Source organism: Mucilaginibacter phenanthrenivorans (genome assembly GCF_024721155.1).
Classification (GTDB): domain Bacteria; phylum Bacteroidota; class Bacteroidia; order Sphingobacteriales; family Sphingobacteriaceae; genus Mucilaginibacter; species Mucilaginibacter phenanthrenivorans.
This window is the reverse complement of record NZ_JAHVAP010000009.1, coordinates 140,124-166,642: the sequence shown is the minus strand read 5'-3', so window position 1 is coordinate 166,642 and position 26,519 is coordinate 140,124. Positions and strand designations below refer to the sequence as shown.

The 26,519-nt window shown below is 44.3% G+C and carries 35 protein-coding genes; 22 read left to right on the top strand and 13 right to left on the bottom strand.

What is annotated here, in order from left to right:
• Positions 1 to 99 precede the first annotated feature (99 nt).
• Entirely contained in the window at positions 100 to 2,367 is a 2,268-nt protein-coding gene (locus KXD93_RS22005; RefSeq protein ID WP_258139524.1) for a histidine kinase dimerization/phosphoacceptor domain -containing protein, read from the top strand.
• Positions 2,368 to 2,609: 242 nt separating this feature from the next.
• Here the strand turns inward: KXD93_RS22005 and KXD93_RS22000 are convergent, their stop codons facing one another.
• The 5 genes from KXD93_RS22000 to KXD93_RS21980 all read right to left on the bottom strand — a co-directional run bounded on the left by KXD93_RS22000 (position 2,610) and on the right by KXD93_RS21980 (position 9,019).
• Positions 2,610 to 3,680, bottom strand: a complete 1,071-nt coding sequence (locus KXD93_RS22000; RefSeq protein WP_258139523.1) for an L-dopachrome tautomerase-related protein — start codon at positions 3,678 to 3,680, stop codon at positions 2,610 to 2,612.
• A gap of 72 nt (positions 3,681 to 3,752) precedes the next feature.
• The gene (locus KXD93_RS21995) at positions 3,753 to 5,339 is read right to left on the bottom strand and encodes an efflux MFS transporter permease (protein WP_258139522.1); all 1,587 of its coding nucleotides are present in this window, start codon (positions 5,337 to 5,339) and stop codon (positions 3,753 to 3,755) included.
• Between the two features lie 6 nt (positions 5,340 to 5,345).
• Positions 5,346 to 6,437: an HlyD family secretion protein gene (locus KXD93_RS21990; RefSeq protein ID WP_258139521.1), complete on the bottom strand. Its 1,092-nt coding sequence runs from the start codon at positions 6,435 to 6,437 to the stop codon at positions 5,346 to 5,348.
• Between the two features lie 25 nt (positions 6,438 to 6,462).
• On the bottom strand, positions 6,463 to 7,770 hold the full coding sequence (locus KXD93_RS21985; protein ID WP_258139520.1) for a TolC family protein: 1,308 nt from the start codon (positions 7,768 to 7,770) through the stop codon (positions 6,463 to 6,465).
• Between the two features lie 118 nt (positions 7,771 to 7,888).
• The gene (locus tag KXD93_RS21980; protein WP_258139519.1) at positions 7,889 to 9,019 is read right to left on the bottom strand and encodes an alpha/beta fold hydrolase; all 1,131 of its coding nucleotides are present in this window, start codon (positions 9,017 to 9,019) and stop codon (positions 7,889 to 7,891) included.
• A 434-nt stretch (positions 9,020 to 9,453) separates the two neighbouring features.
• On the opposite strand from KXD93_RS21980, the gene KXD93_RS21975 reads away from it, so the two are divergent.
• From KXD93_RS21975 to KXD93_RS21955, 5 genes are all read left to right on the top strand, one after another.
• The gene (locus KXD93_RS21975) at positions 9,454 to 10,314 is read left to right on the top strand and encodes an oxidoreductase (RefSeq protein ID WP_258139517.1); all 861 of its coding nucleotides are present in this window, start codon (positions 9,454 to 9,456) and stop codon (positions 10,312 to 10,314) included.
• 11 nt (positions 10,315 to 10,325) lie between these two features.
• The gene (locus KXD93_RS21970; RefSeq protein ID WP_258139516.1) at positions 10,326 to 11,174 is read left to right on the top strand and encodes an alpha/beta fold hydrolase; all 849 of its coding nucleotides are present in this window, start codon (positions 10,326 to 10,328) and stop codon (positions 11,172 to 11,174) included.
• Positions 11,175 to 11,196: 22 nt separating this feature from the next.
• The gene (locus tag KXD93_RS21965) at positions 11,197 to 11,643 is read left to right on the top strand and encodes a VOC family protein (protein WP_258139515.1); all 447 of its coding nucleotides are present in this window, start codon (positions 11,197 to 11,199) and stop codon (positions 11,641 to 11,643) included.
• 34 nt (positions 11,644 to 11,677) lie between these two features.
• Positions 11,678 to 12,475, top strand: a complete 798-nt coding sequence (locus tag KXD93_RS21960; RefSeq protein ID WP_258139514.1) for an alpha/beta hydrolase — start codon at positions 11,678 to 11,680, stop codon at positions 12,473 to 12,475.
• A gap of 85 nt (positions 12,476 to 12,560) precedes the next feature.
• The gene (locus KXD93_RS21955; RefSeq protein ID WP_258139513.1) at positions 12,561 to 13,130 is read left to right on the top strand and encodes a hypothetical protein; all 570 of its coding nucleotides are present in this window, start codon (positions 12,561 to 12,563) and stop codon (positions 13,128 to 13,130) included.
• Here the strand turns inward: KXD93_RS21955 and KXD93_RS21950 are convergent.
• Positions 13,127 to 13,303, bottom strand: a complete 177-nt coding sequence (locus KXD93_RS21950) for a hypothetical protein (RefSeq protein WP_258139512.1) — start codon at positions 13,301 to 13,303, stop codon at positions 13,127 to 13,129. The genes KXD93_RS21955 and KXD93_RS21950 overlap by 4 nt on opposite strands.
• A 569-nt stretch (positions 13,304 to 13,872) precedes the next feature.
• On the opposite strand from KXD93_RS21950, the gene KXD93_RS21945 reads away from it, so the two are divergent.
• The 13 genes from KXD93_RS21945 (at position 13,873) to KXD93_RS21885 (ending at position 21,084) form a co-directional block, all read left to right on the top strand.
• Positions 13,873 to 14,247: a single-stranded DNA-binding protein gene (locus tag KXD93_RS21945; RefSeq protein WP_258139511.1), complete on the top strand. Its 375-nt coding sequence runs from the start codon at positions 13,873 to 13,875 to the stop codon at positions 14,245 to 14,247.
• 59 nt (positions 14,248 to 14,306) lie between these two features.
• Positions 14,307 to 15,371: a DUF932 domain-containing protein gene (locus tag KXD93_RS21940; protein ID WP_258139510.1), complete on the top strand. Its 1,065-nt coding sequence runs from the start codon at positions 14,307 to 14,309 to the stop codon at positions 15,369 to 15,371.
• 48 nt (positions 15,372 to 15,419) lie between these two features.
• Positions 15,420 to 15,797, top strand: a complete 378-nt coding sequence (locus KXD93_RS21935) for a hypothetical protein (RefSeq protein WP_258139509.1) — start codon at positions 15,420 to 15,422, stop codon at positions 15,795 to 15,797.
• Between the two features lie 12 nt (positions 15,798 to 15,809).
• Positions 15,810 to 16,058 (top strand): hypothetical protein, encoded by a 249-nt coding sequence (locus tag KXD93_RS21930; protein ID WP_258139508.1) that lies wholly within the window; start codon positions 15,810 to 15,812, stop codon positions 16,056 to 16,058.
• A gap of 85 nt (positions 16,059 to 16,143) precedes the next feature.
• Positions 16,144 to 16,317 carry a hypothetical protein gene (locus KXD93_RS21925; RefSeq protein WP_258139507.1) on the top strand — a complete coding sequence of 58 codons (174 nt, stop codon included), beginning with the start codon at positions 16,144 to 16,146 and terminating at the stop codon, positions 16,315 to 16,317.
• A 7-nt stretch (positions 16,318 to 16,324) separates the two neighbouring features.
• Positions 16,325 to 16,915: a PRTRC system protein E gene (locus KXD93_RS21920; protein ID WP_258139506.1), complete on the top strand. Its 591-nt coding sequence runs from the start codon at positions 16,325 to 16,327 to the stop codon at positions 16,913 to 16,915.
• Positions 16,916 to 16,917: 2 nt separating this feature from the next.
• The gene (locus tag KXD93_RS21915) at positions 16,918 to 17,136 is read left to right on the top strand and encodes a PRTRC system protein C (protein ID WP_258139505.1); all 219 of its coding nucleotides are present in this window, start codon (positions 16,918 to 16,920) and stop codon (positions 17,134 to 17,136) included.
• A 64-nt stretch (positions 17,137 to 17,200) separates the two neighbouring features.
• A complete protein-coding gene (locus KXD93_RS21910) occupies positions 17,201 to 18,307 on the top strand; it encodes a hypothetical protein (RefSeq protein WP_258139504.1) in 1,107 nt (368 codons plus the stop codon).
• Positions 18,288 to 19,022 (top strand): prokaryotic E2 ligase family D protein, encoded by a 735-nt coding sequence (locus KXD93_RS21905; protein WP_258139502.1) that lies wholly within the window; start codon positions 18,288 to 18,290, stop codon positions 19,020 to 19,022. The genes KXD93_RS21910 and KXD93_RS21905 overlap by 20 nt, the downstream gene beginning before the upstream one ends.
• Positions 19,019 to 19,843 carry a PRTRC system ThiF family protein gene (locus tag KXD93_RS21900; protein WP_258139501.1) on the top strand — a complete coding sequence of 275 codons (825 nt, stop codon included), beginning with the start codon at positions 19,019 to 19,021 and terminating at the stop codon, positions 19,841 to 19,843. The genes KXD93_RS21905 and KXD93_RS21900 overlap by 4 nt, the downstream gene beginning before the upstream one ends.
• Before the next feature lie 23 nt (positions 19,844 to 19,866).
• The gene (locus tag KXD93_RS21895; RefSeq protein WP_258139500.1) at positions 19,867 to 20,058 is read left to right on the top strand and encodes a hypothetical protein; all 192 of its coding nucleotides are present in this window, start codon (positions 19,867 to 19,869) and stop codon (positions 20,056 to 20,058) included.
• Between the two features lie 4 nt (positions 20,059 to 20,062).
• A complete protein-coding gene (locus KXD93_RS21890) occupies positions 20,063 to 20,515 on the top strand; it encodes a macro domain-containing protein (protein WP_258139499.1) in 453 nt (150 codons plus the stop codon).
• 203 nt (positions 20,516 to 20,718) lie between these two features.
• Positions 20,719 to 21,084 (top strand): RNA recognition motif domain-containing protein, encoded by a 366-nt coding sequence (locus tag KXD93_RS21885; protein ID WP_258139498.1) that lies wholly within the window; start codon positions 20,719 to 20,721, stop codon positions 21,082 to 21,084.
• 203 nt (positions 21,085 to 21,287) lie between these two features.
• On the opposite strand, the gene KXD93_RS21880 is transcribed toward KXD93_RS21885, so the two are convergent.
• Positions 21,288 to 21,533, bottom strand: a complete 246-nt coding sequence (locus KXD93_RS21880; RefSeq protein ID WP_258139497.1) for a DUF2630 family protein — start codon at positions 21,531 to 21,533, stop codon at positions 21,288 to 21,290.
• Between the two features lie 130 nt (positions 21,534 to 21,663).
• Between KXD93_RS21880 and KXD93_RS21875 the strand changes: the two genes are divergently transcribed.
• Positions 21,664 to 22,353 (top strand): DUF2461 domain-containing protein, encoded by a 690-nt coding sequence (locus tag KXD93_RS21875; RefSeq protein WP_258139496.1) that lies wholly within the window; start codon positions 21,664 to 21,666, stop codon positions 22,351 to 22,353.
• 12 nt (positions 22,354 to 22,365) lie between these two features.
• Entirely contained in the window at positions 22,366 to 22,848 is a 483-nt protein-coding gene (locus KXD93_RS21870; RefSeq protein ID WP_258139495.1) for a DinB family protein, read from the top strand.
• Between the two features lie 39 nt (positions 22,849 to 22,887).
• Here the strand turns inward: KXD93_RS21870 and KXD93_RS21865 are convergent, their stop codons facing one another.
• Genes KXD93_RS21865 through KXD93_RS21850 form a run of 4 tightly spaced genes read right to left on the bottom strand, consistent with a single transcriptional unit; the run spans position 22,888 to position 25,219 of the window.
• A complete protein-coding gene (locus tag KXD93_RS21865) occupies positions 22,888 to 23,136 on the bottom strand; it encodes a hypothetical protein (protein ID WP_258139494.1) in 249 nt (82 codons plus the stop codon).
• A gap of 4 nt (positions 23,137 to 23,140) precedes the next feature.
• On the bottom strand, positions 23,141 to 24,235 hold the full coding sequence (locus KXD93_RS21860; RefSeq protein ID WP_258139493.1) for a S1/P1 nuclease: 1,095 nt from the start codon (positions 24,233 to 24,235) through the stop codon (positions 23,141 to 23,143).
• A 53-nt stretch (positions 24,236 to 24,288) separates the two neighbouring features.
• The gene (locus KXD93_RS21855) at positions 24,289 to 24,876 is read right to left on the bottom strand and encodes an alpha-ketoglutarate-dependent dioxygenase AlkB family protein (RefSeq protein WP_258139492.1); all 588 of its coding nucleotides are present in this window, start codon (positions 24,874 to 24,876) and stop codon (positions 24,289 to 24,291) included.
• Positions 24,836 to 25,219 (bottom strand): hypothetical protein, encoded by a 384-nt coding sequence (locus KXD93_RS21850; RefSeq protein ID WP_258139491.1) that lies wholly within the window; start codon positions 25,217 to 25,219, stop codon positions 24,836 to 24,838. The genes KXD93_RS21855 and KXD93_RS21850 overlap by 41 nt, the downstream gene beginning before the upstream one ends.
• 211 nt (positions 25,220 to 25,430) lie before the next feature.
• Between KXD93_RS21850 and KXD93_RS21845 the strand changes: the two genes are divergently transcribed.
• Positions 25,431 to 25,658 carry a hypothetical protein gene (locus KXD93_RS21845; protein ID WP_258139490.1) on the top strand — a complete coding sequence of 76 codons (228 nt, stop codon included), beginning with the start codon at positions 25,431 to 25,433 and terminating at the stop codon, positions 25,656 to 25,658.
• 73 nt (positions 25,659 to 25,731) lie between these two features.
• Here the strand turns inward: KXD93_RS21845 and KXD93_RS21840 are convergent, their stop codons facing one another.
• Together KXD93_RS21840 and KXD93_RS21835 are read right to left on the bottom strand one after the other, a co-directional pair.
• On the bottom strand, positions 25,732 to 25,992 hold the full coding sequence (locus tag KXD93_RS21840; protein ID WP_258139489.1) for an XRE family transcriptional regulator: 261 nt from the start codon (positions 25,990 to 25,992) through the stop codon (positions 25,732 to 25,734).
• A 191-nt stretch (positions 25,993 to 26,183) separates the two neighbouring features.
• A complete protein-coding gene (locus KXD93_RS21835) occupies positions 26,184 to 26,375 on the bottom strand; it encodes a hypothetical protein (RefSeq protein WP_258139488.1) in 192 nt (63 codons plus the stop codon).
• Between the last annotated feature and the right edge of the window lie 144 nt (positions 26,376 to 26,519).

Below are 26,519 nucleotides of genomic sequence, written 5' to 3'. Positions count from 1 at the left end.
TCTGAACGGTTAATATTGGTTTTTAATGGCAGCCAAAAATAACTTCAACGATTTCATTAATTTTATAGATTGTAATATGGCGGGTAATTATGATAGCTTATGGTTAGATATTGGTTCTTACTTACTTTTCTATTTGTTATAACAAATATCGCTTTTTCACAAGACGGTAGCCTTAACACGCCTAAAGTTTTATTAGCAAAGATTGCCAAAACCCCGCAGGACACTAACCGGGTAAAATTATTGATCCGCTTAGGAAGTTATTATGTTTTAAAACCCGGCTATTTCAAAACCGATAAAGATAGCGCACTGGCCTGCTTCGATGAGGCACATGATTTGAGTGTTGCAATTCATTCTAAAAAATGGGAGAATGAAACCTACCTGCAAAAAGGATATTGTTATCTTCAGTTGGATGACGAGGTTCGGGGCAGTGAATACTTCATGAAAGTCATTGACTTTTATCGCAAAGAAAATAGCAAACTGGATGAAGCCCGGGTATGGGAGAAATTTGGATATGGCGTAAGCAGGAAACCAGCCCTTTTGGAAAAAAAAATCTATTGCTATCAGCAAGCCCGAAGATTATTCAGGGAACTTCATAACGGGCTAAATGAAATAGAAGATTTTAAGAACATTGCTGATGCGCACATGGTAGAAGGCAGGTATGACCTGGCGGAACGTGAGCTCCTGCAGGTAATTTCGCAGTATAAGGTAGCTAATTATAAAAACCTGCACTATACTTATGACCTGCTCGCTTCATTGAACAGGATGAAAGGAGATCTGCATCAGGAACTTTTTTACAAGATGGAGGTGGTTAGCAGCATGGAATCGACCCGGGATTTCTCTCATGCAACTTATTTTTATTACAACCTCGCCACCACTTATTATGATCTGGGCTTATACGAAAAAAGCATCGCTTATTACTATAAGGCTTTGCCATTTAGTATTAAAGAAAAAAATTATAACAGATTTTATGAATTGCTCAGGGATATAGTACAGGCTTTGATTCTGCAAAACAAGCCCAAGCAGGCATTACAATTTTTAAAGGTAAAAACGATTGCTGTTCCACCGGCAAATTTAAAGCAGAAAGAATGGATGGATGCAGCCTTCGGCAGTTGTTATAAGGAATTGAAAATGTACACCAAGGCGGAAATATATTATTTGGATATGATCAGGCTGGCAGAAGTGGATTATAAAAACCAAGGCTTTGAAGATTACTATCACAATTATAGTATTGTGGGCAATTTTTTTGTGGCGACAGGACAATACAAAAAAGCGGATTATTACTTAAGTAAATTGCTGAATGCTTCGCCGTTGTTGATAAGACCGTCTGTCATGAGCCAAATACAACTACTGCAATTTAAGGTCGATTCCGCTTTAGGCAGGTGGGTGTCTGCAATCAAACACTTTGAATTGCATAAAAAATTGAATGATTCCCTATTCAATGCAACGAATAAAAAACTGATTGATGAAGTGCAACTGAGGTATGCATCGGAAAAAAAAGATGAGGATATTCAGCTACAAGCAAAAAACATTCAGCTTTTGACCAAGCAAAGCCAGTTGGAACAAAATCAGGTCGACAGGACAAGGGCAATAAAAAATGTTATTCTTGGCGCTTTTGTCATGTCCATGCTGTTGTTGGTTTTAATAATTAACAGGTACCGCCTAAAGCAGCGGAGTATAGTAATGCTGGAGGAGAAGCAGACTGAAATCACCCGAAAAAATGTTTCGTTGCAACAATTGGCAATGGACAACGAATGGCTTGTCAAAGAAGTCCATCACCGGGTAAAAAACAACTTGCACATTATTATCAGCCTTCTGCAATCGCAGTCTGCGTTTCTTAAAGACCAGGTAGCGCTAGATGCAGTATTGGACAGCCAGCACCGAATTCACGCAATATCGCTGATTCACCAAAAGTTATATAAAGCTGAACTCGGAACGACGATCTATATGCCTGAATATATAGGTGAACTCACGGAATATCTGAGACAAAGCTTCGGCGTCGGACAAAAGGTTGTATTCAGCCAACGCGTTGAACCTTTATATCTCGATATCGCAATTGCAGTTCCTTTAGGATTGATTTTAAACGAAGTAATCACCAATTCTATCAAATATGCTTTTTATCCAGGCCAGGACGGCAAGATTACGATTACCCTTACCTGCCCGGATAACCATATTGCCCGCCTGGTAATAGCAGATGATGGCCGCGGACTACCATCAGGATTCGTGATCGAGCAAAGCAATTCATTCGGCATGACACTGGTCCGCGGTTTAGTTGAAAACGATTTAGGAGGAAGTTACCAGATTGTTAATGACTTTGGGACAGCATTTTTGATTGATTTTGAAATTAATCCCCTCGCTTCATCCTGCTAATAATTCTCTGCCGTTCTCAAAAAGCACGGTTTAGCTACTTATGTATGGGCAAGTTACTACGGTAAATATGGCTTCGATAGTCTGACACATCCCAAATCTTTATTATTTGCACCTGCAGGTCAGGCAATCGGGCATCTAATCCCTCCATATGACATGGAAAAAATTATGGCGCTCGAAATATGGGTGGAATATTAACTGTTATCCGCTTTTTGTTTGCCGGACGTTCTGACGTCCGGCTATTTTCATTCCGTTAATTTAACCTTAAAAACCATATAAGGGCTTTTACGCTGGTCAATACCGTTATTAAATCCTGCCTGCTTCTGGATCTGCGAAGTGGAAATATACAGATAACCATCTGATGAAATGGTATAAGAATCAGGCCATATCAGTCGCTCATCCCTGATCCAGGTTTGAAGCTTCAGATCAGGTGTGATTTTTACGATGCTATAGGCCGTCGGATCTCCTAAATATAGGTTTCCGTTCGCATCGAATATCATTCCGTCCGTACTGGCGAAATCCCCCAGCTCCTCCACCCCGGCGGAAATTTGACCGGCATTTTTGGTGGTATCATTCAGTAATGCTGTTTTGATACGGGAAAGCCGTTTGTCACCGATGGTTTTATAATACAAATAAATGCCATCAGGGCTTAAGGCAATACCATCCGACTGAAAAGCTGTCGGGTGCCCCTGTTTCTTTAACTCCCGCCCGTCTATAACGAATTTGGCGGCAGGATCGGGGTGTACGCTCCGGTGGTTCTGTAGCACCTGCCATGACCTGCCGGTATTCAGGTCCAGCACAACGATGCCTCCTGTTCCCGAATTGGTCAGATAGGCCATTTGCGTTTTAGTGTCAACGCGGATATCATTAAGATAACTCTGGTTGTCGACAGTACCTGCAAAACGGTAGGTTCTCACGACCTGGTTGGTATTCAGATCGATTTTTACCACCTTGGCACTGTTGTTATAAACCTTGCCCAGCTTTGGTGCCGCGGGGTCTACGATATATAGAAAATCTTTATCATCGATATAATCAGCCATTGCACAAACCCACTTATCCCGTCCATCCTGGCCCGGGTGCCAATCGTTTGTCGCTTCGTCAGGGTAAGGCTTTGCCGTTCCGTCTTTCAGGACTTCAACAACACCATAACGGTAGGTATCTGACCACCTGGGGTAAGTTACAAACAGCCTCCCTTTGGCAGAAATGGCGACGCCGGTGATCTGATAGGTATTATCACTGTAAACCGGCACTAGTTTTTGCGCCTGCGCAGCAGTAGCTGTGAGTAAAATAAGGAAGATGATTCTAAAGCTTTTCATAAGATAAACATTTTTGTTTTTCAATAAAGTGATATGCTCATAATCGTGAATTAGAAGTTTGGGTTTAAAGCTTTAAGGCAGTACAAACCCATTGGCATGTTCAGGTTCCGCCGGCCAGTAAATTTTTGAAAGGATCATCCCGGCAATCAGAATGACTCCGGTTATGATCACGATCCCAAAGGCTTCCCTGAGCGCCAGTAATGATGCCTGAACCTGCAAGGCACCGGTCATAGCTTTAGTGGCAGCATTCAGTGCTTCATGACTGCCTAGCCCTGACCGGTTGGCCGCATTGAAAATGGGCCGATACCTTTCCTGCTGGAAGGTATTCGCAAGATCAACTTTGGATGCCAGCAGATCCAGGTTGGCTATTGACCGCCGGTAATAGAAATTGGAAAAAAATGAGGTAAATATCACCGGGCCAAGAAATTGACGGATGGTCAAATAATAAAATACGACCGAGAAAAAATCTAAAAAAGGCACCCCGTTAGAAATATAGATTCCGACAGCCATAAACGACAGCAGAATTGCGGCTCCCCTGAAAAACATAGGTAGATAAAAATCTTGTGAGGTAACCTGTTGTGTCGTTAAAAAATAAAATTCGATATAAGAGATCGTATAGCAGGCCGCAACTACAATTACGATAAACTTAAAATCCTGAAACCTGGAGTAGTAGAAATAGCCGAAGGCCGCCGCTACGATAAATCCGGGAATCATGTATAAGGTAACCCTCGTGCTTTCTATGGGATCGTTTTTTAAAACTATAGCAAACAGGATGGTTTGAAGATTTCCCGATCCGTAAAAGACGCCCAGAATAAAGATGATCAATAATCCAAAAATGACGTTATTATATTTGAAAACCGAGAGGTCTAAAAAAGGCTTTTTGATGATAAAGGTTCTTCCGAGAACCAGCAGGAGGGATAATAAACAAAAGACAGTGCCGATAGAAATACTCCTGGAATTATACCAGTCTTCAACCTGCCCGTAAGTCAGGACGTAATTCAGCAGCAGCATAAATATCATGGTAAAGACAAGGCCGAACCAGTCGAAATTAATTAAGGAAACATGTTGACCCGGAAAATTGGGGTGCACCAGAAAAATAACGATCAGTAAAGCCAGCAGGAACGGCACAATGAGAAACAGCTGACTGACCTGCCACCCGTATACATTCGCCATCCACACAAAAGCGATGGCGGTAACTTGCGTGGTAATCAGGCTGACCGGGTAATATACACCATATAAGCGATGTCGTTCACCATGAGGCATCAAAATCGGCATCAGGGTTGCAATCACCTCCAGCAGGCCTATGATTTTAAAGAACCCGTCAATAAAGGAAGCCATCACCAGGATCAGCGGCTGGTCGGTATACCCTAAAATAAAATTAACAATAATGAGACTGCTAAAAACGACCACCAAAATAACCTTGCTGCTGTAAAATTGCTTTAGAGACAGAACCAGTGGTATGCCGCAGACCAGACCTACCGTATAGGAATATGCGGCCATCGTTATATCTGCAGGAATAGCGCTAAGGCTGCCGGTCATATAAGGCGATCCGCTGCCAATGATTCCGCTTGACAGGGAAATTGGTATCAATAATAAAATCAATAAAAAAAGATGCATTTTTTCATGCACCCACTCATGGAATATCTTGTTCGGCTGCATACTGGATTATTTAACAAGTTCAACTTCTGCATTCATTCCGGCGCGCAGCATTTCCAGGTCCTTATTTTCAATACCGTTGACAAAATCTATCCGAACAGGGAAGCGTTGCTGCACTTTAACAAAGTTGCCGGTAGAATTGTCTACGGGTACTGCGGAATAACGGCTTCCGGTAGCCTCTGAGACCGAAGTGATTCTTCCGTAAAACGTCTTATTGTCTAATGCGTCAATATGAATTTTGACTTTCCTGCCGGGTGCAATAGCTGCTAACTGGGACTCTACATAATTGGCATTGATCCAGTGCTCATTACTTCTTACAATACTGACCATCGTTTGGCCTGGTTGAACAAACTGGCCTTCTTCAATAACTTTACGCCCCACTGTACCATCGTAAGGTGCTGTAATCACCGTATAGGAAAGGTTAAGCCGGGAATAGTCCAGTGCGGCTTCGGCACGCAGGATATCCGCTTTTGCCACATCTATCCTTTTACCGGTTTCCTGGCTTGCATAGCGCGCACCCTGCTGTGAATGCATGAGCGATTCGTATTTTGCTTTCAAGGCGTCTCTTTCCGTCTTCTGCTGGTCATACTGGAATTTGGTTACCACATCTTCTTTTAGCAGGTTAGCATAGCGCTGAAAATTCACCTCGGCATTATCGAGCCTGGCTTTGATTTCCTCAATATTGGCCGCCGAAACTGCGATGCTGTTATTGGAAACATCCTGGCTCACATTCACAACGGTCTTGCCTGCGGTCGCATTCAAAACCACTGCTTCCGCCTGTTTTACCTGGATACGATATTCCCTGTCATCTAAAACAACCAGCGTGTCACCCTTTTTTACATGCTGGTGCTCAGCAAATCTGATCGAGCTGATGTAGCCCTGAACCCGGGTGTTAATAGGATTTACATAAGATTCTACCTGCGCATCATTGGTGTAAACCGATTTGTCGAGGTGAAAATAGGTGACTACCGCCCATCCAAGTGCTGTAAACACAATGAGAAATGATATGATATTAAACAGCAGTATCCGGCGTTTCCGTTTATTTTGCGCAATTTCATCCGTTTTTGTTGGGATTGTCGTGGGTGTTTGTTCTGGTTCCATAATTGATGTCTGCCTGATCTTTTTGTTAAAAATTTCCGCTGGCTTTCTGTAAGCGGTACCATTGGTTGATAATATTGATCCTGGCGTTGTTTAATCGAAGTTCCGCTGCAAGTTTCGATGTGCTTGCATCCAGCATATCAGTGATCTGCGCCAGTTGATTGATGTATTTTTTCTGAACTACCCTAAAATTATCATCTGCGAGATCCAGGCTTTTTTGAAGGGTTTGAAAATCTTGTTTTGCCTCATTATAGCGGGTAAAGGCTGTGGTAACCGCAATTTCTGTCTGCTGTTTTTGCCATTCCGTTTTTGTTCGCTGCTGGGCCAGTTCGAGATTTGCCAACCTTATTTTATCCTTTGCATGATATATGGATGAAATATTGTATTGTACCTTTAGCCCGGCCTGGTAGGCATTGTAATAAATATCAAGCGGTTCAAGTGTCAGCAGGAAAGGTCGCTGCAGGGCATCACCGGCATAAAGTGAAATGGCAGGCATTCTTGCGGATTTTTCAAGCGCAACATTTTGCTCACTGATCTTTTCATTGATCCTGGTTACCTTCATTTCAGGCTGGCTGGTATAGGCAGACTGCAGGTACCCTTCCAGCGGGATTTCATGAAGAGGGCTATCCGTAAGCGTTGTATCCGGTAGGATTTTTGTAGAAGGAGAAAGACCTAAAACGACAGCCAGTTCATTATTGACAATGGTGATATTGTTTTGAAGATGGTCGAGGTCAAGCCCAAAATCCGCGATCTGTAGCCGGCTCCTGATTAAATCATTGCCGGTAACCAATCCTTCCTTATTTAGTTTTTCAAGGTCGCTTAACCTGCGCCTGGACAGCTGAATATTTTTCTTATAAATAACGGTACTATTGTACAGCTCGTAGAGTTCAAGATACCTCCCCAATAGTAATAGCTTAATTTCCTGTGCATCTTTATCATAATTTAAGCCTGCAAGTTCCACACTGAGTTTGGCCCTTGAAACGTTATGGCGTACATATCCACCCTTATAAATTACTTCGCTGGCTCCAACAAAATAGTTATTGGACAAATGCGGGGTAGGAACATTGGAATGAAATGAAAAGTCCGGATTGAGTATAGCGATCGTACTTAAATACCCGATATCGGCTGAAGTGCCGATCTCAGGGAGCCGGTCTGATTTGGCGACATCAACTTTACTATCACCGATGTCAATATTTTGGTGAGCAATACTGAGTTGTTTTGCGTTGGCCTCTGTCAATGCAAATAGCTGCTTGATTGTCAAAACCCGGGAAACCGTGTCCTGCGCTGCTGCATCTATCGTAACGAATGCACAAATTGTAAGTAAAAAAATTTTCATAAATGGTTACAAATGGCCTGCACGGCCAGGTTGGCATTGTCGCTAAAAAGCGTCACAGCATTTTTGCCGTGACGCGTATAATTTGCTGTATTTTAAAAAAGCATGACCTGGCACCTTTTTAGGAATGCTTTATGGTACCCAGGAATTTAACAAGCTGTTCGCTCACCTGTGCAGAGGCTTCATGTTGTACACAATGACCTACGCCATCCAATTCCAGAGATCCAACCATATTTGGGAGACCTGCTTTCATTTTTTCAACCGGTGGGTACAGCACGCCCAAACCATCAGCTTTCCCGGTTATGTAGAAGCAGGGTTGGTTAATTTTTGCGCCTTTAAACGCACCTGATTGGAAAAAATAGGGTTCGGCAGCACGGTAGTAATTCAACGCGCCATGGAAACCGGTGCGTTCAAATTCCTTAATGTTATTTGCAACATAATCCGGGTCGGCCCATGAAGGCAGCGGTCCGGGAGCAGGGCGGTGAAGACTGCGCGCAGGATTCATGGGATCCCATTTGGTATCTGCCGGTGCAGCACCTGATGCCCAATATAGAAAGCCCGGTATCATGACTTTAGCATTGGCCCATACCTGGTCCGTTTCCGGTTTCATCTGCTCGAACATATAGAAGTCATTCTGGTGGCCGGCTTTCCGCATTTTTTCAAAAACGCTTTCATCCCCCCGTGGAAAATAAGGTACGCTCAGGCACATTACCGCTGTAAAGCGATCCGGGCGCATCATGGCGGCATTCCATGCATGCGTGGCACCCCAATCATGTCCAACCAGGACAGCACTAGGGATTTTCAGCGCATCCAGCAAGCCAACGAGGTCACCAGCCGTATAAAATGGCGTATATAATAACGCGTCTGCGGGCGCTGAGCTTTTCCCATACCCGCGCATGTCAGGAGCGATAGCACGATACCCAGCTTTAGCTACGGCCTGCATTTGCTTCCGCCATGTATAAGAGGTATCCGGGAATCCATGGCAGAACAGGACAGCCGGTCCTTCCCCAAGTTCCGTAACATGCAGCGTGATGCCATTTGTGACAATGTCATACGCCTTGACGTCAATAACGTCAGTTTTTTTTCTGCTTCCCATAACAGCTGTGGCCAATCCTTCCGCCTTTACCAATGGGCTTATCAAAAGGCCTGCACTTAACAGGCCGCCGGCCGTAAGAAAACTCCGGCGTGAAAATCCGTTACCGGTATGCGCTCTTTTTTCTGTGATCGATGTTTTTTCTTCTTTGTAATTCATAATGCGATGTTTTTTTTGACTCCTTTGGTCTCTAAACCGGGCCATTACTCCCGTATTCATTAACCCTATAAAATTCAAACACTCATTATGAATTTATATGCCATCTGGTAATGGATTGACAAACAATAGGTTGCAGTTTTTTACGGTCAGGATTTTAACGAAATACAGTTAATTTTCGATATAGCATAGTTCTATTTCGTCAACCTCAGATGTTTCCGTCACAACTCAGATAAATAAGATTTTATTCCCGATTTTTTAAGAACTGAAAAAGGGAAATACTTATCGGCCTGGCTTACTTCATTTAGTCTTTAAAAGTCACCAATTAACGATATAACGTTTTGTTTATGAGTTCATGCTTGTTCCTGCTCATTGATTTTCAACGACTTCCATAATGGCACCCGTCTTGAAAAATGGAGCCAAAATGCTTGTACACTATGATAGCAAAACAAAAAACATGGTTTATAACCGGGATCTCCTCCGGCATGGGATTGGAAATCGCGCGGACCGTTTTAGAGCACGGTGATAATGTTATCGGAACTGTTCGCAAATATGCTGAAGCCGCGTATCAGGCCCTGGATAGTGCCATTAATTTACACGTTGTTGTGTTGGACGTTACTGATGAAGTTGCGATAAAGCACGGAGTAGAGGAAGCGATTACCCGTTTCGGAAAAATCGACGTGCTGCTGAACAATGCCGGTTACGGTTACCTGGGTGCGATCGAGGAAGCCACCGCTGCCGAAGTTCGCCGGAATTTTGAAACGAATGTATTTGGGGTGCTTAATGTTACCCGTGCGGTCCTTCCTTATATGCGCAAAGAACGGGCTGGCCACATCATCAATATTTCATCGATGTTTTCCTTTGGTCCAAAAGCCGGATGGGGCATTTACGCGGCAACCAAATATGCCGTTAACGGTATATCGGAGGGTCTGGCACTGGAATTAAAACCCTTTAATATAAAAGTTACTTCCGTAGAGCCCGGCCTATTCCTGACACATTTCCAGGGAAACAGCACCGCAGAAAAAGCAAAGGTGATCATCGATGACTATGAAAGAACCGAAGTAGGCAAAAAAAGAGCGGAGCTGTTCAGCGATAATATTAAACGCCTTGGGGATGTCAAAAAAATCGGCCATGTCATAGTACAGCTTGCAAATGCTGAAGATCCTCCGCTTCACCTTCCCATTGGAAGTGACAGTGTAAAAGCCTACCGCGATAATACCCTTAAATATTGGGAAGATGTAAATGAATGGGAAGAGATCAGCGTAACCACAGACGACCCTGATTATTTTATAGATTAAAAACCAAAGAAATGGATATTTCAAATTCCTTTAAAACTGCCATAACACAATTCGTAAATGTTAATGGCCACCAGTTAGCTTACCGGCTGATTGGGGATAATTCTGATATTCCGCTTTTATGCCTGCAGCATTTTACAGGGAACATGGACGGCTGGGATCCTGCTGTAATAGATGCACTGAGTTCAACGCGCAGGGTAATCCTGTTCGATAACACGGGTGTTGGTGAATCAGAAGGCGAAACACCCAATACCGTCGCGGCAATGGCGCGGGATACCATTGCTTTTTTAAATGCGCTGAAAATTGAAAAGGTTGACCTGCTGGGATTTTCATTGGGCGGATTTATATCCCAGCTTATCCTGGAGGAACATCCGCAACTCGTTAGAAAAGCCATATTAGCGGGCACCTGCCAGCAGGGAGGAAAAGGATGTTCCACCTTTCGGGATTTCTTAAAAGGTTCGGTTGGTATCGAAGGGGCGGACAGGTACCTGTATTATTTTTTCGAAAATTCAGAAAAGAGCCGCAAGCTGGGTTACGCTTTACTGAAGCGTTTTACAGAGCGTGATCCTAAATGGACGCCGGGATTCAGGCAGCAGACTTTAGTGGCCCAAACAGAAGCGATAGTTGGCTGGGGAGAGGTACCAGAGCCGGCAAATCCGCTACTTAAACGTATCAAACACCAGGTAATGATCGTGACCGGCAGCAACGACCATATGTTCGCGACCTCCAATTCTTACGAAATGTTTCAACAGCTGCCGGATGCCATCTTATCGATCTATCCCGACGCTTCACACGGCTCGCTATTTCAATACCCTTATCTATTTACAAATCAAGCCTTATTTTTTCTTGATAACGAAATCTGATCATTAGCAAAATTCTAAAACTATGAATAATAAAATCATTAAAAACCCGGCAAAAAATCCGGACGGCATCAACGGAAAAATGAAATTCGAACATGCTGCTTTAAGGACAACGGATTACGAGACCACCATTCAATGGTATATAGATAAATTAGGATTCAGGCTGGTTGATAAATGGGTGTCCGGTGATCTTTTGATGGCTTACGTGGCACCGGCCAACGACGATGATTTTTGGCTGGAAATCATACAGGGACCAATACCGGCTGCCTATCAGGATTATTCATTACCAATCGTCTCAGGTTTTCACCACTTCAGCATGACCGTCGAAAGCGTTGATGAGACCATTGAGGCTTTAAGGCAAAGGGGTATTAACATTACCAGGGAGCCATTTAATTTACCTGTTATTGGTAAGCGTATCGCCTTCATCGCTGATCTTCATGGGAATTCTATAGAATTTACAGAAAATATCTGACAGATTATTAACCTTCCATATAAACCTCAAAATCATGAAAAAGAAAACAATCAATTCCGGGTATCGCCCTAAAAGCAGGCTGACCTTAATGGTGTTCCTCTTATTTTCCTGCTGTGGATTTTTAGCTAACCACGCCAGCGCACAAGTAAAAAATATCGTTTTGGTACATGGTGCTTTCGCGGATGGCTCAGGCTATGAAGAAGTTTACCGCATTTTAAAAAGCCACGGATATAATGTTAGTGTAGTACCCAACCCGGATACCGGAATTCCCGATGATGTAGCAGCAACAAACAGGGTACTTGCCCGCCTGGATGGTCCATGTATTTTAGCCGGTCATTCCTATGGCGGCGCGATAATCAGCATTGCCGGCCTCTCTAAAAAGGTAGCAGGTCTGGTCTATATTGCAGCTTTCGTTCCCGATCCGGGACATTCGCTGTTTGACCTGTTAAATTCTGCCCCTCATGACCCCCTTACAGGAATTAACCCGCCTGACAAATTTGGATTTGACTGGTATGATAAAGCAAAATTTCATACCGGGTTTTGCGCCGACCTGCCGCAGGCAGAGGCTGATTTTATGTATGATTCCCAGGTACCAATTGCCAACTCGGCATTCTTGTATAAGTTTAAGGATGTGGCCTGGAAAACTAAACCCTGCTGGTATATTGTAGCTTCAGACGACCATTCGATTCCACCGGTGCTTGAAAGGAGTATGGGTAAAAAAACTGGTGGAAAAGTTTATGAGATCAAGGCCAGTCACGTTGTTTTTATCTCTCATGCCAAAGAGGTAGCAACCATCCTTGAAACAGCAGCTAAAAGCGCCAGGATAAATTAATTATATTAAGCATAACCAATTTTATAACAACCAATTAGCGAACAGATTAATTATAACTTTCGTCTGGTAAAAAACAAAAACCTGTATGGAAATTGAAGAAACTAAAAAAGCTATTCTTGGTAAATGGCACAGTATAAGTCCTGAGATCAGGCCAAGCAATCAAAAAAATGAAAACGGCAGCGCCAAACCCTTTTATCTTACCCGCGATTTTGAATATTTGGCGGGCGATAGGTTTACACTGACTATTTTAAATTTCGCCGATCCATATGGAAAAGTGCCCTTAGCCAGGATCGCCATTACCGGCCATATCACCTGGCAAGGCGATCACCCCATTGCCGAAGGTGCCCAAAAAGTCAATTTCACCGCAGATGAAGCATATGAAGTTACGCCGTTGATACAGGGCTTTGCAGACTTGCTCAATCAGGTCGCAGGTACTGCCTATGATAAATGGAAGGTTGGTGAGGTGCAAAGCATCTTTGGCAAATCCTTTTTACCATTCGGCTTAACCGAGGGCCAGCATTTCAAGGAGTATGATTTGATCTATTTTTTTAACGACATGCTTTTCTGGGGTGCACGAAACGTCGATGGACGAGGCTTCGACACGGAGGAAACCCGGCCAACAAATTTACAGATACCGATGACCAGGATAAATTAAATACCGGTTCGAAGCAATAAAAAGGCGGCATAGCTCAAACACATAGGTTTGCCGCCATTTTCAAGATGTTCGTGAAGCGTATCGTCCAATTTATTTATCCGGTACATTTGCAGCGTTTCGACCATACGCCTCAATCCCCGGCTTTCCCTCGTATCGCCCAGACTCATTTTCACTTCTGCAAGAATCCGGTATATCCCGAAAACCTAAACAATTAGGGTACCGGATCAGCACATCATGCCCATCTCGTGCCCGCCTTTCCAGCCCTCATTTTCGGCCGTGTCAAGCTTTGCTCCTTGTTCCTTCTACCCTGGTCTGATGATCACTTTAATATCCGGCCCGCGCTTCCCAACAGACCCGGCATAAGGCTAACCTGGCCCTGCGGGTGCCTCGTCCGGCAATAGTAGCCGGAAGGGCAGTTATCCTTTCGCCGGTAAAATCCCTGGCTTTAAACATTAGAAACCTGCTTTTCCATGCCTGATCCCGGACTGCTTCCAGGTCTTAATTCCTGTTTCATTTAGCCTTTGCTTGAGGCAAATTTACCCCTCTTCAGCGGTCAAGGCCATGTAAATGCCGCTTAAAAAAATCTCCACACCTCCGCTGCGCTCCGGGTAGTATTTTTTGCGGCAGCCTTGCCCCGCTCGCCCCCCGCGCAAGTTTTTTGCCTCTATCAAAGGCCAAATGAGGGTTCTGTCGAAATGGTCTTTGAAAACAGATTTTTTAACAATTAAAAATTAAGAACGCAATGGAACTAACAGGAAGATTAACCTCTGACGCTAAGGTTAGCGAGGTTAAAGGAGGAAAAAAAGTGGTGAATTTCAGTATCGCTATTAACGACAGCTACAAACCTAAAGATGGTGAACGGGTGGAACTGACCACCTATGTGGAATGTGCTTACTGGATTAATCCGAAAGTAGGGCAATTCCTTAAAAAAGGCTTATTGGTACAATTAGGTGGCCGCTTGGGTAGCCGTGCATGGGTCAACAAAGACGGGGATGCGATAAGCTATTTAACCTGCAATATCTCCAACCTCAAATTTTTGGGCGGCTCATCAAACAGCACCTCTGCAAAGCCGGAAAAAAGCAAAAGCAATGCACCGGATGACGACCTGCCTTTTTGAGGGCGGAAACATAATATATAACCGAGAGCAATTCAGTAATCACTTAAAAAATTAAAGTCATGTCACATAACATCAATGAAACAAACGGGAAACACAGCTTTTTCAGCGTAAAGGAAAAAGCATGGCACGGGTTAGGTCAGATCGTTGAACAGTACCCCACAAGCGCAGAAGCCATAAAATATGCGGGTTTAGATTATTTCGTGGAAAAACGCCCGCTGTTTACCTATGATACCGAGAACCATACAGGCGACCCCGACAATGATATTCTAATCCCTGAAATCGAAGTGCCCAATTATTTCGCTAATATCCGTACCGACACCGAACAGGTTTTGGGTGTAGTCGGCAAAGATTATGAGGTCGTGCAGAATGTAAACGCCTTTGAGTTCTTCGACGCCATTGTAGGTGGCGGGGATGGCATTTTGTACGAAACCGCCGGGGCATTGGGCAAAGGCGAACGTATTTTTATCACCGCCAAGTTGCCGGGCTATATCAAGGTAGGCAGACAGGATATGATTGAGCAATACCTGTTTTTAACCACCTCGCACGATGGCTTCGGCAGTATCACCGCAGCATTTACCCCCATCCGTATTGTCTGCAACAATACCCTGAACGCTGCCATGCGAAACCATAGCAATTCTATTAAAATAAGACATACCGCTTCAGCTAATGACCGCCTGAAACAGGCGCATACTTTAATGGGTATCAGCGGTACGATGGCAAACGAACTGGAAGATATTTTTAACCATTGGTCGCAGGTGCGTATCACCGATATGCAGGTTAAAAAATTGATACAGGTGGCTATGGCTCCAAATAAGGAAGTCATCACCAATCTGGAATTGCGCTTACTGGATAAGCTGTCAACTACTTATACCAATATCGTCGATAGTGTTTACGAATATGCTTTGGGAAATCCTACCCAGCAAATGGACACTACCGCAGGTACAGTATTTGGCGCTTACAATGCCATTACCGGGTATTTTCAAAATGTGCGTAAATACGGAAATGAGGAAGCCAAATTTAAATCGATCATGGACGGCACAGGCAAGCAACGGGGGCAGGTAGCTTTTGACCTCTGCCGTGACTTCGCCCGTCATGGCGTGGATGCGCTGAACCAAATCAAATAATCAACGGGGGAGCAATCCCCCTTATTTTCCAACTCCAAATTTAACATCATGCAACCTTTAAGAGCCATGAATAATGTACAGAAAGCAAGATTATTACACGCTTTACTGATGCACGAGATACCCGCCTTTTTAGTCTATACCCAACAGTTAAGCACCTATATGCGGGAGAACCCCGATGAAGTGCGCAGGGTTTGGGTTAACCAATTGTTCGGGGTGGATTTTTGGTTTCAGTTAGCCGACGAGGCAGACCGCAAAATCAAACGATACGGCAGGCAACTGGAAAAAAGCAGTGCGGTATTCAGTGACCAGTTATTTGACGGCTACAGCGCATTATACCTGAATCACTGCCTGACCACCTACACCGAACAGGGCAAGCATACCGATCCCAAATTTAAAACAGCAGTCGAATTATTTTTTAATCCTTAAAACACGCAGAAAATGGAAAAGCAATTGCTGAAAAAACGTTTTGATGAACTGCTGACGGAATATGACCTGTCCGGCCAAATCGAACGGTTATATCAAAAAGCGGTAGACAGCGGGGCAATCGATGTGGATAGGGAATCAGGGGATGATTACCGCCTCGCCAAGATTATTTGGTATGCTATTATCTTAAAATTAAGAGAAGAAAGCGTTCCCTATCATCCCGACAACCGCAAGGAGGCGCAAAATTTATCCCTGTTTTTATAATCAATAAAGTATACGACAATGGAACTATTAATCATTCATCTGAATAACACGAGCCCTGCATGCTTATAGCCTGATAGGCATAGGCTTGGCTATCCGCTACATTATCAGCAGGCGCAGGTTCAACCGCAGGGGTGTAGCAGGTCTACAGCAATTTTCATCCTATGAAAAATGGTGGATTACCACACGGATAGAAAACCTGTTTAACCTGTTAGCCTTGATGGCCATCCTTGCAGGTGCATTCCTTTTAATCTTTAAATAATCAAAATATGAAAACGAATTTCTTTGAAAATATAGCCGGTCTGAATGCCCCGGGCATTTGGAAAATAGGCATCCAAAATGACGAAAACGGGCGTTTTGTTGTGTCTGCGCTTTATGCGCCAACCGAAAATAACGACCCTGCCCTGAAAACCATAGCCCCCCTGATTTTCAAGGGAACTGCTACAGAAATGGATGAGGGTTTTTTTGAAGCTATTGAAAAGCCTGTACAGGAAACCGCAGGTTTATACAGCAATCTTGATGCTTACCGTAAATCTTTAGAGGGTGCTAAAAAGAAACTGGCGCAAAATAATAAAAGTCAGCCCGCCAAGGTGAAATCAGAGGGTGACGAAGACAATGAGGATGATTTGGAGGTTACAGAGCCAAAAGTTTCAGCCGAGGAAAAAAAGAGAATTTATACGGAAGCGATCAGAAAAGTCGTGTTGCTGAACGATGCCTGTAAATATGCGGAAGCGTTGGAAATTTTACCATCGGTGACCGATTACCCTGAAAAGGCGGAGGAACTGAACAAGCGAAAAACCGACCTGACCCGGAAAAAAGAACAAATGGACAAAGCCCTGCAACTATTTAATCAAGATTAGCCATGTTACAGACAACGCAATTAGAAAGGATTTTTATCCACAAGGAGAACGGACAGGAAGTCCGCTTAACCGATCCCGGTGAAACATTCGACCCTGATATGGTACTCAACTTTTATGCAGGTACATATCCGGTATTGACCAACGCACGGATTGTCGGCCCTGAAATCAGGAATGATGAAGTACAATACCGCTTTGAAAGTACAATGGGTACAAAGGGTTAAAACTATTCACAATGGAAAGGCCAATAAAAAAAAGAAAAGTAACCGTCATAGAACAGAGTAAACAATGGAAAATACATCAGCTATTCGGCCAGTTCACAGAGCGGTTAGACCGCTTGCCGGACGCAAGAGAGGTACAGCAAAACCCGTTAAGGAGCGCACCGCAGGAATGCACCGTAATGGTTTTTTAAACCATGCTTTTCAGCCCGTTTGGGGTATAGCCTTTAATGACTGGCAAAAGGCTGAACAGGAGTTTTTTATTTCCGTCGAAAACCTGTGCAAACTCTACGGATGGACAAAGCCGGATGTTTCCGGCCTGTCCTTTCCCGAAAATATCAGGGAAGCTTATAATAAGGTTACTGAACAGCAAACACGCAACTTCGATTTACAGGTTAAAATCGGACAGGATAAACAACATGCCTGTTGCATGACCACACTGAAATCATTTGATACAGGCAATCACTTATTTTATATCCCGGTGAGGCCGGTTTGGAAAATGCGGGACATACAGGCGGAACGTCCCCGGTATCAATTATTTATTGCACTTTTCGCCTACCTCTATCAGGTTGCGGGAGTGCCGTTCTTTAATGAACCGGGAACGGTTGACAGTAATTATGACACGATTAAAAACTGGCTGGAAGAGGTCGATGGTGACGAGGATGAAGAAGATGTCATTTACAGAAATCAGCAAGTCAACGAATTGAAAATATTGGAGCAGGCAGGAAATATACTACAGCCTGAAATTCAAAAGCAATTCCAATTAAAGGATTTGGAACGGCTTTGCCTTAAATACCAAAATAAGCAGGGCGCTGATAAATACCTGACGGAGTTGGTTACGGAGTTTATAAAATTGATTAAGGACTACCCTAAACGGGCATTAAGGGAAAGCATGTACTACGAGGATGAGCCGGAGGATAACAATACCATTTACTGGGAGCAGTATATTTCCTTTTACTGGAGCGGGGAAGACAGGCTTGCAAAAATGCTGTTCAGGATGATAAACGATGAATTTCAGGAAATGGGTTACCAGGAAGAACCCGTAACGATGCAATGGTTTGACCGCCCGCAGGAAAAGCCCTGCCATGTTTTCGATTTTGAACCGAGGATTTTATCACTGATAGACCGACTATCTGAAATTTTAAATGATTACGATTATGAAGAACTTAACGAATAACTTTTGTAATTCCTATCAGCCGGTTAAAGCCCTGCTGATTTGTCAGAAACAAACAACTGTTGAAGATGGCGGGGGAGAAAGCAATATTTACGTGGAAAGCTATGATATTGGCAAATTCGGAAAGCCGATAAATGCCCACCCGCTTACCTTTAAGGAAACCCTGCAATTGAGCGGGTTGTTTCAAGCCGCCGAGGAAATGAAAACGGGCTTCCTGCGAAGCAGGGGCATCATACCTAATCAGGTGCTGTATGTTAATCCCCAAAATGGCGGGTATGCAGTTTGGTTTACCCCACCGCAGGAAGTGCCTTTATATTTCGCATCCGCTTTGGGAATTAAATCAGGGAGGGGAAAAGTCCCGGCAATGGTTTGGAAAGCAGGCCGGGAAGAATTAGCAGTATTTGCCCTGAAAGGCGGTAAAAAACCAACAGGCAACACCAAATTGTTCCATGCGCCATTCTTTAATATTTACCGTACAGGCAGGGTTTGTATGGGAACGGTTAGGATCAATATCAGCGAGTCCGCCCGTTTGGAAGATTTCATGGCACAATGGGAAAATTACTATTGGAACAGCTATTTCAGCCACCTGATGGATGACTTTAACCCGGTAACCGAAAATATCGTCCAGTTATGGCAAACACAGGTTAAAACGGAAAATGCCTTTCCAACTCACCTGTTGAAATCCACCAATGACACATTACAAAGCTTAATAACATGAAAACGAAAAAATTAAATGCCGTCAGGCCGAGCGTGCATATCGTAGAAAAAACATTGCTCAACCCCTATAACCCGATACTGATTAATTTAATTGGCGCAGGGGGAACAGGAAGTCAGTTTCTTACCGCTTTAGGCAGAATGAACCACGCATTGATCGCAATGCATCATCCCGGTTTAATGGTGCGGGTATTTGATGATGATAAGGTTGAAGTTGCGAACCTCGGCAGGCAACTGTTCTCTACTGCTGAATTGGGTATGTACAAGGCGGTGGCACTGGTCAACCGGATTAACCTGTTTTTCGGAACGAATTGGAAAGCCATCACCGATAAGTACAATAAGGAAACGATTGCTGCCTCTCCCGAATTAAGGATGGCGGAGTTTACCATATCCTGTGTTGATACCGTATCTGCACGTTTCGAGATTGCGGAATTACTGCTCAATTTCGATGAGCGGATTAGCTATATGCGTAACCGTCCGCTCTACTGGATGGATTTCGGGAACAGCAGGGATACGGGACAGGTTATCCTGTCAACGCTGACAGACATCAAGCAACCCGAAAGCAAAAAGTTCAGGGTCGTGGAAACCCTGCCAGTGGTTACTTCGGAATTCAGGGAATTATTGGAAACCTCGGAAAGTACCGACAATACACCAAGCTGTTCTTTAGCCGAAGCCCTGACCAAACAGGATTTATTTATTAATTCTGCATTAGCCAATTTAGGCGCTTCCCTCTTATGGCAGGTATTCCGGGAGGGCATACTGTTCAACAGGGGCTTTTTCCTGAACTTAAAGGAGTTTAAAACACAGCCACTGAAAGTGGCCTGATTTCATATCAAAAGAACCAAGTGATGAAAATTACAGATTTGGATGGCAAAGAAATTATAGTAACTGATTTGCTGATAGCCATTTTGCAAGCGGATGATTATCGCCACTACCGGGTAAGTAAGCCCTCTGAATACGATTTGTATTTATGTAAATATTGGGAAGATATTTATCAAAAACTGTTATTATTGGAGACAGAAATAAAAAGCGGGAGTTAGGGCAATGATACGTTTTACAAAAGGCAATTTACTGGAATCGGGCGCTGAAGCATTGGTTAATACGGTCAATACTGTTGGGGTAATGGGGAAAGGAATCGCCCTGCAATTCAAACATGCATTCCCCTTTAATTATAAAAAATATAGAGAGGCTTGTAAAAAAGGCGAACTGGTCACAGGAAAATTGCTCGTAGTTAAAGATAGCAGCCTGCTGACAGGTGAAAAAACGATTATCAACTTTCCCACCAAGCGGGATTGGAGAAACCCGGCAAAAAATGAATATATCGCTTCGGGATTAATCGAACTGCTTTCTTACCTGAAACAAAGTAAGCTCAACAGTATAGCTTTACCCGCTTTAGGCTGCGGAAATGGCGGGCTGGACTGGCAAGTGATCAAACCTATGCTCACCGGGATTTTATCTGAACTGACCATAGAGATCATTGTTTACGAACCTGCTTGATCCCAACAGTTAACGGTAGGCAAAAATCTTCCGGCGGGCGGGCATTCGCCCGCCCCGTTTCGCCCCGTGTTTTCGCATGGTTCATGATCCTGGTGAAAACACGGGGCGCTCCATGAATTAAACGGCTGCATTTCTTTTGCCGGCGGCCTTCAAAATCAAATATTTAATTAAAGACTGTAGATGAGCCGTATATTTACGGCACCATGGCAAAATTGTTTATCGTAGGCTTTCCGAAAAGTATGCAGGAAATAGAACTGGTCGAACTGTTTAGTTTGCATGGCACGGTGAACACGGTGACCATCGTTACTGACCAGCTTACCCGCGAACCTAAAGGATATGCCTTTATCACGATGACAGATGATGCCGGAGCCGAAAGAGCGATCCGGGCTTTAGATGGCTTAAACATCGGCGACCGGACGATCAATGTCCGGTTTGCTGAGGAGAAGCCCGTTCCTCAGCAGGTTCCTGCAAAAAGTTTCAAAAAACCATTCCGGCAAAGCCAGGACACGCCCCAAAGGGATAACCGCACCGAAACACCGAAACCGAAACGACCGCGCAGGCCGCTATAAGGTACAGGTTTTCAAAGCCCACCGTGAAAAATCCCGCTAACGCTATATCCGATCCTTTGACGTACTTGAACAGGATGTGATTCAAATTGGGCAGCCAGTTGCAGTAGCCCGGTGGATGTTTTTATCCGGCCGGTAAAAAGGATAGATCCGGCAAATCCAACGGGTTTAATGCGGGATTTTATAAGATCATTTAGGCGGCTTATCTACTGCTCATAATTTTCGATCTGGTCAGTAGGCCGCATTTCTGCCCCTCCGGGGTTTTCACCGGCATCCCGCAATGCGCGTCGCTGCCTTAACAGGTCCCAGTACTGGTCCAGTTCGGATTTAACATGATGTAGTTCCTTAATATCTTTATCAGTCAGGTCAGTCTTACCATACAGGTGTTCCTCTTTTTCGGTGAGCTTTGTAATATGCGCGAGCACAGAATTGTCATTCTTGTTATTTTCCATGGCATGAACTTTTTTGCAAAATAATCATTTTCCCATTAGCTATATCCCGGATATAGTTTTGTTAAGTAATAACTGTGTAATGATTTTCCTTAGACGCCGCAGTTTAACGGACACCTGTTAGCTTTGGACAATGGCATCCGTAAATCTCCAGCCTTCCGTTTTTAGTTTCCTGGAACAGCTTAAGAAAAATAACGACCGCAATTGGTTTACTGAAAATAAATCAATTTATCACCAGGAAGCTGCTGTGGTCGCCGCATTTGCCGGTGAGCTGCTGAAGGAGATGAACAAACATGACGTCATTGAAACCGGGAGCGGCGCAAAAAGCCTTTACCGGATATATCGCGATGTGCGATTTTCCAAAGACAAAACACCTTACAGCACCTATTGGGGCGGCCGCTTTAAACGCGCCGGGAAGCAACGGCGTGGCGGGTATTATTATCACCTGGAACCTGGCGGTAAAACATCCCTCATCTGCGGCTTTTGGGCACCGGCGGCTCCCGACCTGAAACTGATCCGGGAAGATATCGCTTTTGATCCGGCCCCGCTTCGTAAGATCCTCACAGATCCGGTCTTTGTAAAGAATTTTGGCGGCTTACGAGGTGAACAATTAAAAACCAGCCCCAAAGGTTTTGACGGCACCCATGAGTCCATTGATCTTTTACGCTATAAGCAGTTTCTCGTCAGGCGGCAGTTTTCAGATCAGGAAGTATTAGGCGGCAGCTTTTTAGCGCTGGCTAACCAGGCCTTTAAAGACATGCGGCCTTTCCTGGACTATATGAGTGATGTCCTGTCATCGGATACCAATGGTTTGCCTATTTAAATGATAAAAGATATGAATGAAAAAATGATCATCGACCAGTGCGTGAAAACCTGGGAACAACGGGTTGCGCAGGCCTCCAAATTAATCGATTCGTTAAGTGAATGGGCAATGGATAAGGAAGTCGCGCCCGGCCGGAACAAGGTTGTATATGTAATAGGCCACTTACTGGTGGTCCATGATAAACTGGTGGAAGGGATGGAATTTGGTGAACGGTCCTATGCAGACCTGGATCCGCTTTTCCTTGATGCGCAGCAACCAGATGCGAAATACCCGGAAACGGCATGGATCAAAGAGAACTGGCATAAGCTGAATGAATTCCTGAATCAAAAATTCAACGAGATGCCGGTTGCCGACTGGCTTTCCAAACACGCCTACGTGAGCGCGGAAGATTTCGCGTTGCAGCCCGAAAGAAACAAGCTGAACCTGTTGCTGAGCCGGACGAACCATTTAAGCTCACACAACGGGCAACTGGTACTGGTAAAAAAAACGGATTAAAGCAACAAAAGTGATCTGCTTGCTCCAATGGCCGGCCTTTCAGGAACTTAGCTTTGCCAGTTTTTCGGCGACCGCCCGGAGCAGGTCAACATTGACGTTGGTTGCGCCGGCGGATTGCCCGGCGTCATTCATGGCCCGGTAGCCGCCTTCCTCATCCGGTTCAAAAATAAAGGTCGTTTCACCGATCAGCACGGCAATACGGTGGGTATAAGCCCACCGTTCAAAACGCGCTTTAAATTCATGTTCCGTTCCCTGGTAGACTACCGGTACAATAAACGGTTCACTCATAGTTTTAGAATTTGATCTTTGACGGGTCGGTCACGATGATCTCTGGTTTGCCTTTGTAATCGATCACGTCACCCTCAACTATGACGGTTTTATCGGCTAACTGGTTCCCCATATCCTTCGCTTTGCCCTTTAAGGCTATGGTCAATAGCTGATTGGGATAGGCTGCACCAAGATTCACGAGTATCATGCTGCCAATATCTTTGCTGCTGTACACCTTTCCCTGGACACTGACAGTTTTTCCAATCGCGGCTTTAATATCTTCCAACTTGACCACAATCACAGTTTGGGCGTTCGCCGCCGGATGGATCAAGGTCTGACTGATGTTAGTAACCTGTTCTTTATTGAGCAACCTGTTCAGTTCACCCGCTAAACGGATGCCTGCCTGGTTGATGCGTTTGCGGATTACCGGGATATACTTTTGATAATAAGCGTCATCGATGTCCTGCCCGGTTTTTACCTGCGCATAAAGTTCACTGCTGACCTGGTAGCTTTCCCAGATCCATTCCATCGGGCTGTCGGCTTGCCATTGCCGGATCTCCGCGGCAGTCGCCACATCATAGGTCCTGACCATTTCCGCTTCGGTTAACCCTTCATGGTCGATCAGCTTACTATCCCAAAGACTGTGCAGGTTTGTGCCTTTATTATCAAAACGCACCTGAATCGTATTACCGCCTTTGTCTTCCTTCCGGCTGATGTGCATCGGCTGGTGCGCGTCACCGACCAAATGGATCAGATATTTCAGGGCCTCGTTCTTTTGGTCGGGAGCCAGGCTCTTATCCTTCAGGCTGGCTTCAGTTTTAAGAATTGCCGTATAAACGTTATTGTCGCTTTCACTCACAAATTTCACGAACTGCTCGTGGGTCAATCCCAAGGGTAGGTTCAGAAAATGCCAGGGTGCAGTTGTACTGCTTTTATTTTCGTCAGCCCAGGTGGCTACTTCAGCCATGCTTTCGCCCTTCAGGTAGGCCGAAACCACGTAGGCCGTATTGCTCGTTAAATGCTTTTGTGCGATGGTCGCCACCGCACGGTGCCCCTTAAAGCCCCAGGAGATCAATGCGATTGAAGTGCCGATAAGGCAAAGGTTAAACAGTTTCTTCATGCTGCGAATATAATTGGGTTGTGTTTTAAAAATTAAATACTGTTGGTAAAATATCAGATCACCAAACGAAAGGTGAGGTTAACCCTTGCTTTCATCGGTTTAACGGACTTGGCGATGCGGTGCTCCCAATGTTCCTGCAATCCGCTTTTCATTAATAAGAAGGATCCGTGCTCCAGGCGCACGGAATACCTTTCCCCATGATCTGCTTTACGACGGATATCAAAGCTGCGCACTTGCCCGAAGCTGACCGAAGCGATGACCGGCTGGCTGCCCATAATGCTTTCCTTGTCGCTGTGCCAGGCAACTGAATCATTGCCGTTGCGGTAATAATTGAGTAATACGGTGTTAAAAGTTACGCCTGCAAGCGGTTCCACCCTTTCACGGATGGCCTGCAGCTCCGTTGTCCATGGCAGCGTGCCTGCAATTCTGCCGGTATCCCCGTACCAGCAGGTGAGGCGCGGGGTCAAATATTCCTTGTCCCATAGCTTTTGCGTGGTTTGCCTCCAGGGTGTTTCCCTGATGAATTTTTCCAGTAACCCGTTGCTCATCTCCTTGTCCAGGAAATTGGAATGATAATCCAATAAATGTATTGGCAAGCCCTTACTTTGCCCCGCCGGCGCAAACAATGCTAACTGCTCCATTTTTTTTCTCCTCTTTATGATCGCCATACCAGCGCGCGGACTCCTGGCTGAACAGCGCAGAATCGGCAGGCACTTCCTTTATATATAATTCGGTTTCCAGCAGGGTGGTGAAAAAGAAGTCGACTCCCTTTTTCAGTGTTGCGAGGTCGATCCCGTTCAGAGCCCGGAATACAAATATCTTATCCGGGATAAATCCGCCCTTGATCCGGTACAGCGTTGCCAGGCAATAGGCGCTATTTTCAGGTAAGCGGGTCTTTCCTTTTTCGTTCACCACCACCCGCAGGCCCGAATCCGTATCCTCGATCTCCATCCTGTTATGCGCTGTTAAAACCCGGTACGCCATTGTTCATTCCTTTTGTGTCTGCAAATTTATGCTAAAAATATTAGCAATTATAATGAATTTGATAATTTTGAGATCGTTAGGTTTTAAATTACCTTCGGGTAAATTTGATTCGCGATCAATGATTGGCCGCCGTCCAGTCGTTTCTGCAAAAGCAGACTTATAGATAATCGCAGGTTATATCGATAGCGATAAAAAAAATAAAGCATTCAAAATGTTAGATAAAACTGCGTTCAATGCAAAGGTCAAGACGTGGCTCAATGAACAAATCAGGAAAAGCGTTGTAAAAGAGGTGACAGAATGTTACGACCTGATGGACCAGGATAGTACTAAACGCCGGAATATTTTCCGGATCTGCAAAAAGCAGTTAAATGCAGTGCGGTCAAAAATAGTTTTGAGTTATGTAAGAGTACTTGAGCTGGCGGTGCTGGTTTATAAGTGATCAGTAGACTTGGTATAAAAAATTGATCCAGTCACTGGATATTAAAATCGTAATTAAAGGAAGGTGATTACGATCAGTCAAATCCTTTACTAAAAAATTCCGCGGGGGTAACACCCAGTGCATTGATGATTCTTAACAGGCTGCTAAACTTAACATTACCGCCCAGTTCACACCTGCGGAGCAAGATCCTCCCGATGTTATTTTGAAAAGCGAATTTTTCGTAATGTTGATGTCCGGCCTTTATCCGTAATGTCTTAACCCGGTTGCCGAGTTTCTTTAAAGTGTCCTGTTCAGGGTCGCTACCTGTTATAATATTAAGTTGGTTAGAAATCATGGCGCAAATTAATAAGCTGTTCTGAAACCTGGTACTCCTTTAAAGGTGTTTCTTTTACGATCATTATGACTAACTTTGCGATTCAAATGGCAGAACTCTTCTGCCTATTGTGATAAGGTTTAGGTTGAGAAGTCCCGGCAGCGAGTGTTCGGGACTTTTCTTTTTAAATACCCTTTCCAATTTATGCCACATTATTTCCGCAGGTTAATTTTCGCCAGGTAACAGATTGCGCCAACCAGTAAAAGGAAGGCAATAATCAGGACGAGGTAAGGAATAGTTTCTTTGTTCATATGTTTGGAATTTGAGGTTTTCAATTTTATGCTGATGCCCATACAGGCGGTTATAAAGCTGATTAGCGCTGTTATCATTTTAAGTGTCTCCATAGTTAGATAGTATGTTTTTGTGCTGAATAAGAATTTGGATGCGTGATTACTTTATCCAAAAAACCTGTTCAATTATCAATTGAAGCTGAGGGTTTAACCTGCTTTGAAAGACGGGTTTTGATTTTCCTATAGAGATTGTACTTG

Coding starts and splice junctions, on each gene's coding strand:
- KXD93_RS21845 (WP_258139490.1), top strand. CDS start 25,431: ATGTTAGATAAAACTGCGTTCAATGCAAAGGTCAAGACGTGGCTCAAT.
- KXD93_RS21865 (WP_258139494.1), bottom strand. CDS start 23,136: ATGAGTGAACCGTTTATTGTACCGGTAGTCTACCAGGGAACGGAACAT.
- KXD93_RS21840 (WP_258139489.1), bottom strand. CDS start 25,992: ATGATTTCTAACCAACTTAATATTATAACAGGTAGCGACCCTGAACAG.
- KXD93_RS21980 (WP_258139519.1), bottom strand. CDS start 9,019: ATGAATTACAAAGAAGAAAAAACATCGATCACAGAAAAAAGAGCGCAT.
- KXD93_RS21955 (WP_258139513.1), top strand. CDS start 12,561: ATGGAAATTGAAGAAACTAAAAAAGCTATTCTTGGTAAATGGCACAGT.
- KXD93_RS21975 (WP_258139517.1), top strand. CDS start 9,454: ATGATAGCAAAACAAAAAACATGGTTTATAACCGGGATCTCCTCCGGC.
- KXD93_RS21900 (WP_258139501.1), top strand. CDS start 19,019: ATGAAAACGAAAAAATTAAATGCCGTCAGGCCGAGCGTGCATATCGTA.
- KXD93_RS21905 (WP_258139502.1), top strand. CDS start 18,288: ATGAAGAACTTAACGAATAACTTTTGTAATTCCTATCAGCCGGTTAAA.
- KXD93_RS21965 (WP_258139515.1), top strand. CDS start 11,197: ATGAATAATAAAATCATTAAAAACCCGGCAAAAAATCCGGACGGCATC.
- KXD93_RS21875 (WP_258139496.1), top strand. CDS start 21,664: ATGGCATCCGTAAATCTCCAGCCTTCCGTTTTTAGTTTCCTGGAACAG.
- KXD93_RS21985 (WP_258139520.1), bottom strand. CDS start 7,770: ATGAAAATTTTTTTACTTACAATTTGTGCATTCGTTACGATAGATGCA.
- KXD93_RS22000 (WP_258139523.1), bottom strand. CDS start 3,680: ATGAAAAGCTTTAGAATCATCTTCCTTATTTTACTCACAGCTACTGCT.
- KXD93_RS21890 (WP_258139499.1), top strand. CDS start 20,063: ATGATACGTTTTACAAAAGGCAATTTACTGGAATCGGGCGCTGAAGCA.
- KXD93_RS21920 (WP_258139506.1), top strand. CDS start 16,325: ATGAAAACGAATTTCTTTGAAAATATAGCCGGTCTGAATGCCCCGGGC.
- KXD93_RS21885 (WP_258139498.1), top strand. CDS start 20,719: ATGGCAAAATTGTTTATCGTAGGCTTTCCGAAAAGTATGCAGGAAATA.
- KXD93_RS21880 (WP_258139497.1), bottom strand. CDS start 21,533: ATGGAAAATAACAAGAATGACAATTCTGTGCTCGCGCATATTACAAAG.
- KXD93_RS21940 (WP_258139510.1), top strand. CDS start 14,307: ATGTCACATAACATCAATGAAACAAACGGGAAACACAGCTTTTTCAGC.
- KXD93_RS21995 (WP_258139522.1), bottom strand. CDS start 5,339: ATGCAGCCGAACAAGATATTCCATGAGTGGGTGCATGAAAAAATGCAT.
- KXD93_RS21970 (WP_258139516.1), top strand. CDS start 10,326: ATGGATATTTCAAATTCCTTTAAAACTGCCATAACACAATTCGTAAAT.
- KXD93_RS21870 (WP_258139495.1), top strand. CDS start 22,366: ATGAATGAAAAAATGATCATCGACCAGTGCGTGAAAACCTGGGAACAA.
- KXD93_RS21945 (WP_258139511.1), top strand. CDS start 13,873: ATGGAACTAACAGGAAGATTAACCTCTGACGCTAAGGTTAGCGAGGTT.
- KXD93_RS21935 (WP_258139509.1), top strand. CDS start 15,420: ATGCAACCTTTAAGAGCCATGAATAATGTACAGAAAGCAAGATTATTA.
- KXD93_RS21850 (WP_258139491.1), bottom strand. CDS start 25,219: ATGGCGTACCGGGTTTTAACAGCGCATAACAGGATGGAGATCGAGGAT.
- KXD93_RS21860 (WP_258139493.1), bottom strand. CDS start 24,235: ATGAAGAAACTGTTTAACCTTTGCCTTATCGGCACTTCAATCGCATTG.
- KXD93_RS21960 (WP_258139514.1), top strand. CDS start 11,678: ATGAAAAAGAAAACAATCAATTCCGGGTATCGCCCTAAAAGCAGGCTG.
- KXD93_RS21915 (WP_258139505.1), top strand. CDS start 16,918: ATGTTACAGACAACGCAATTAGAAAGGATTTTTATCCACAAGGAGAAC.
- KXD93_RS21910 (WP_258139504.1), top strand. CDS start 17,201: ATGGAAAATACATCAGCTATTCGGCCAGTTCACAGAGCGGTTAGACCG.
- KXD93_RS21835 (WP_258139488.1), bottom strand. CDS start 26,375: ATGGAGACACTTAAAATGATAACAGCGCTAATCAGCTTTATAACCGCC.
- KXD93_RS21895 (WP_258139500.1), top strand. CDS start 19,867: ATGAAAATTACAGATTTGGATGGCAAAGAAATTATAGTAACTGATTTG.
- KXD93_RS21855 (WP_258139492.1), bottom strand. CDS start 24,876: ATGGAGCAGTTAGCATTGTTTGCGCCGGCGGGGCAAAGTAAGGGCTTG.
- KXD93_RS21930 (WP_258139508.1), top strand. CDS start 15,810: ATGGAAAAGCAATTGCTGAAAAAACGTTTTGATGAACTGCTGACGGAA.
- KXD93_RS21990 (WP_258139521.1), bottom strand. CDS start 6,437: ATGGAACCAGAACAAACACCCACGACAATCCCAACAAAAACGGATGAA.
- KXD93_RS22005 (WP_258139524.1), top strand. CDS start 100: ATGGTTAGATATTGGTTCTTACTTACTTTTCTATTTGTTATAACAAAT.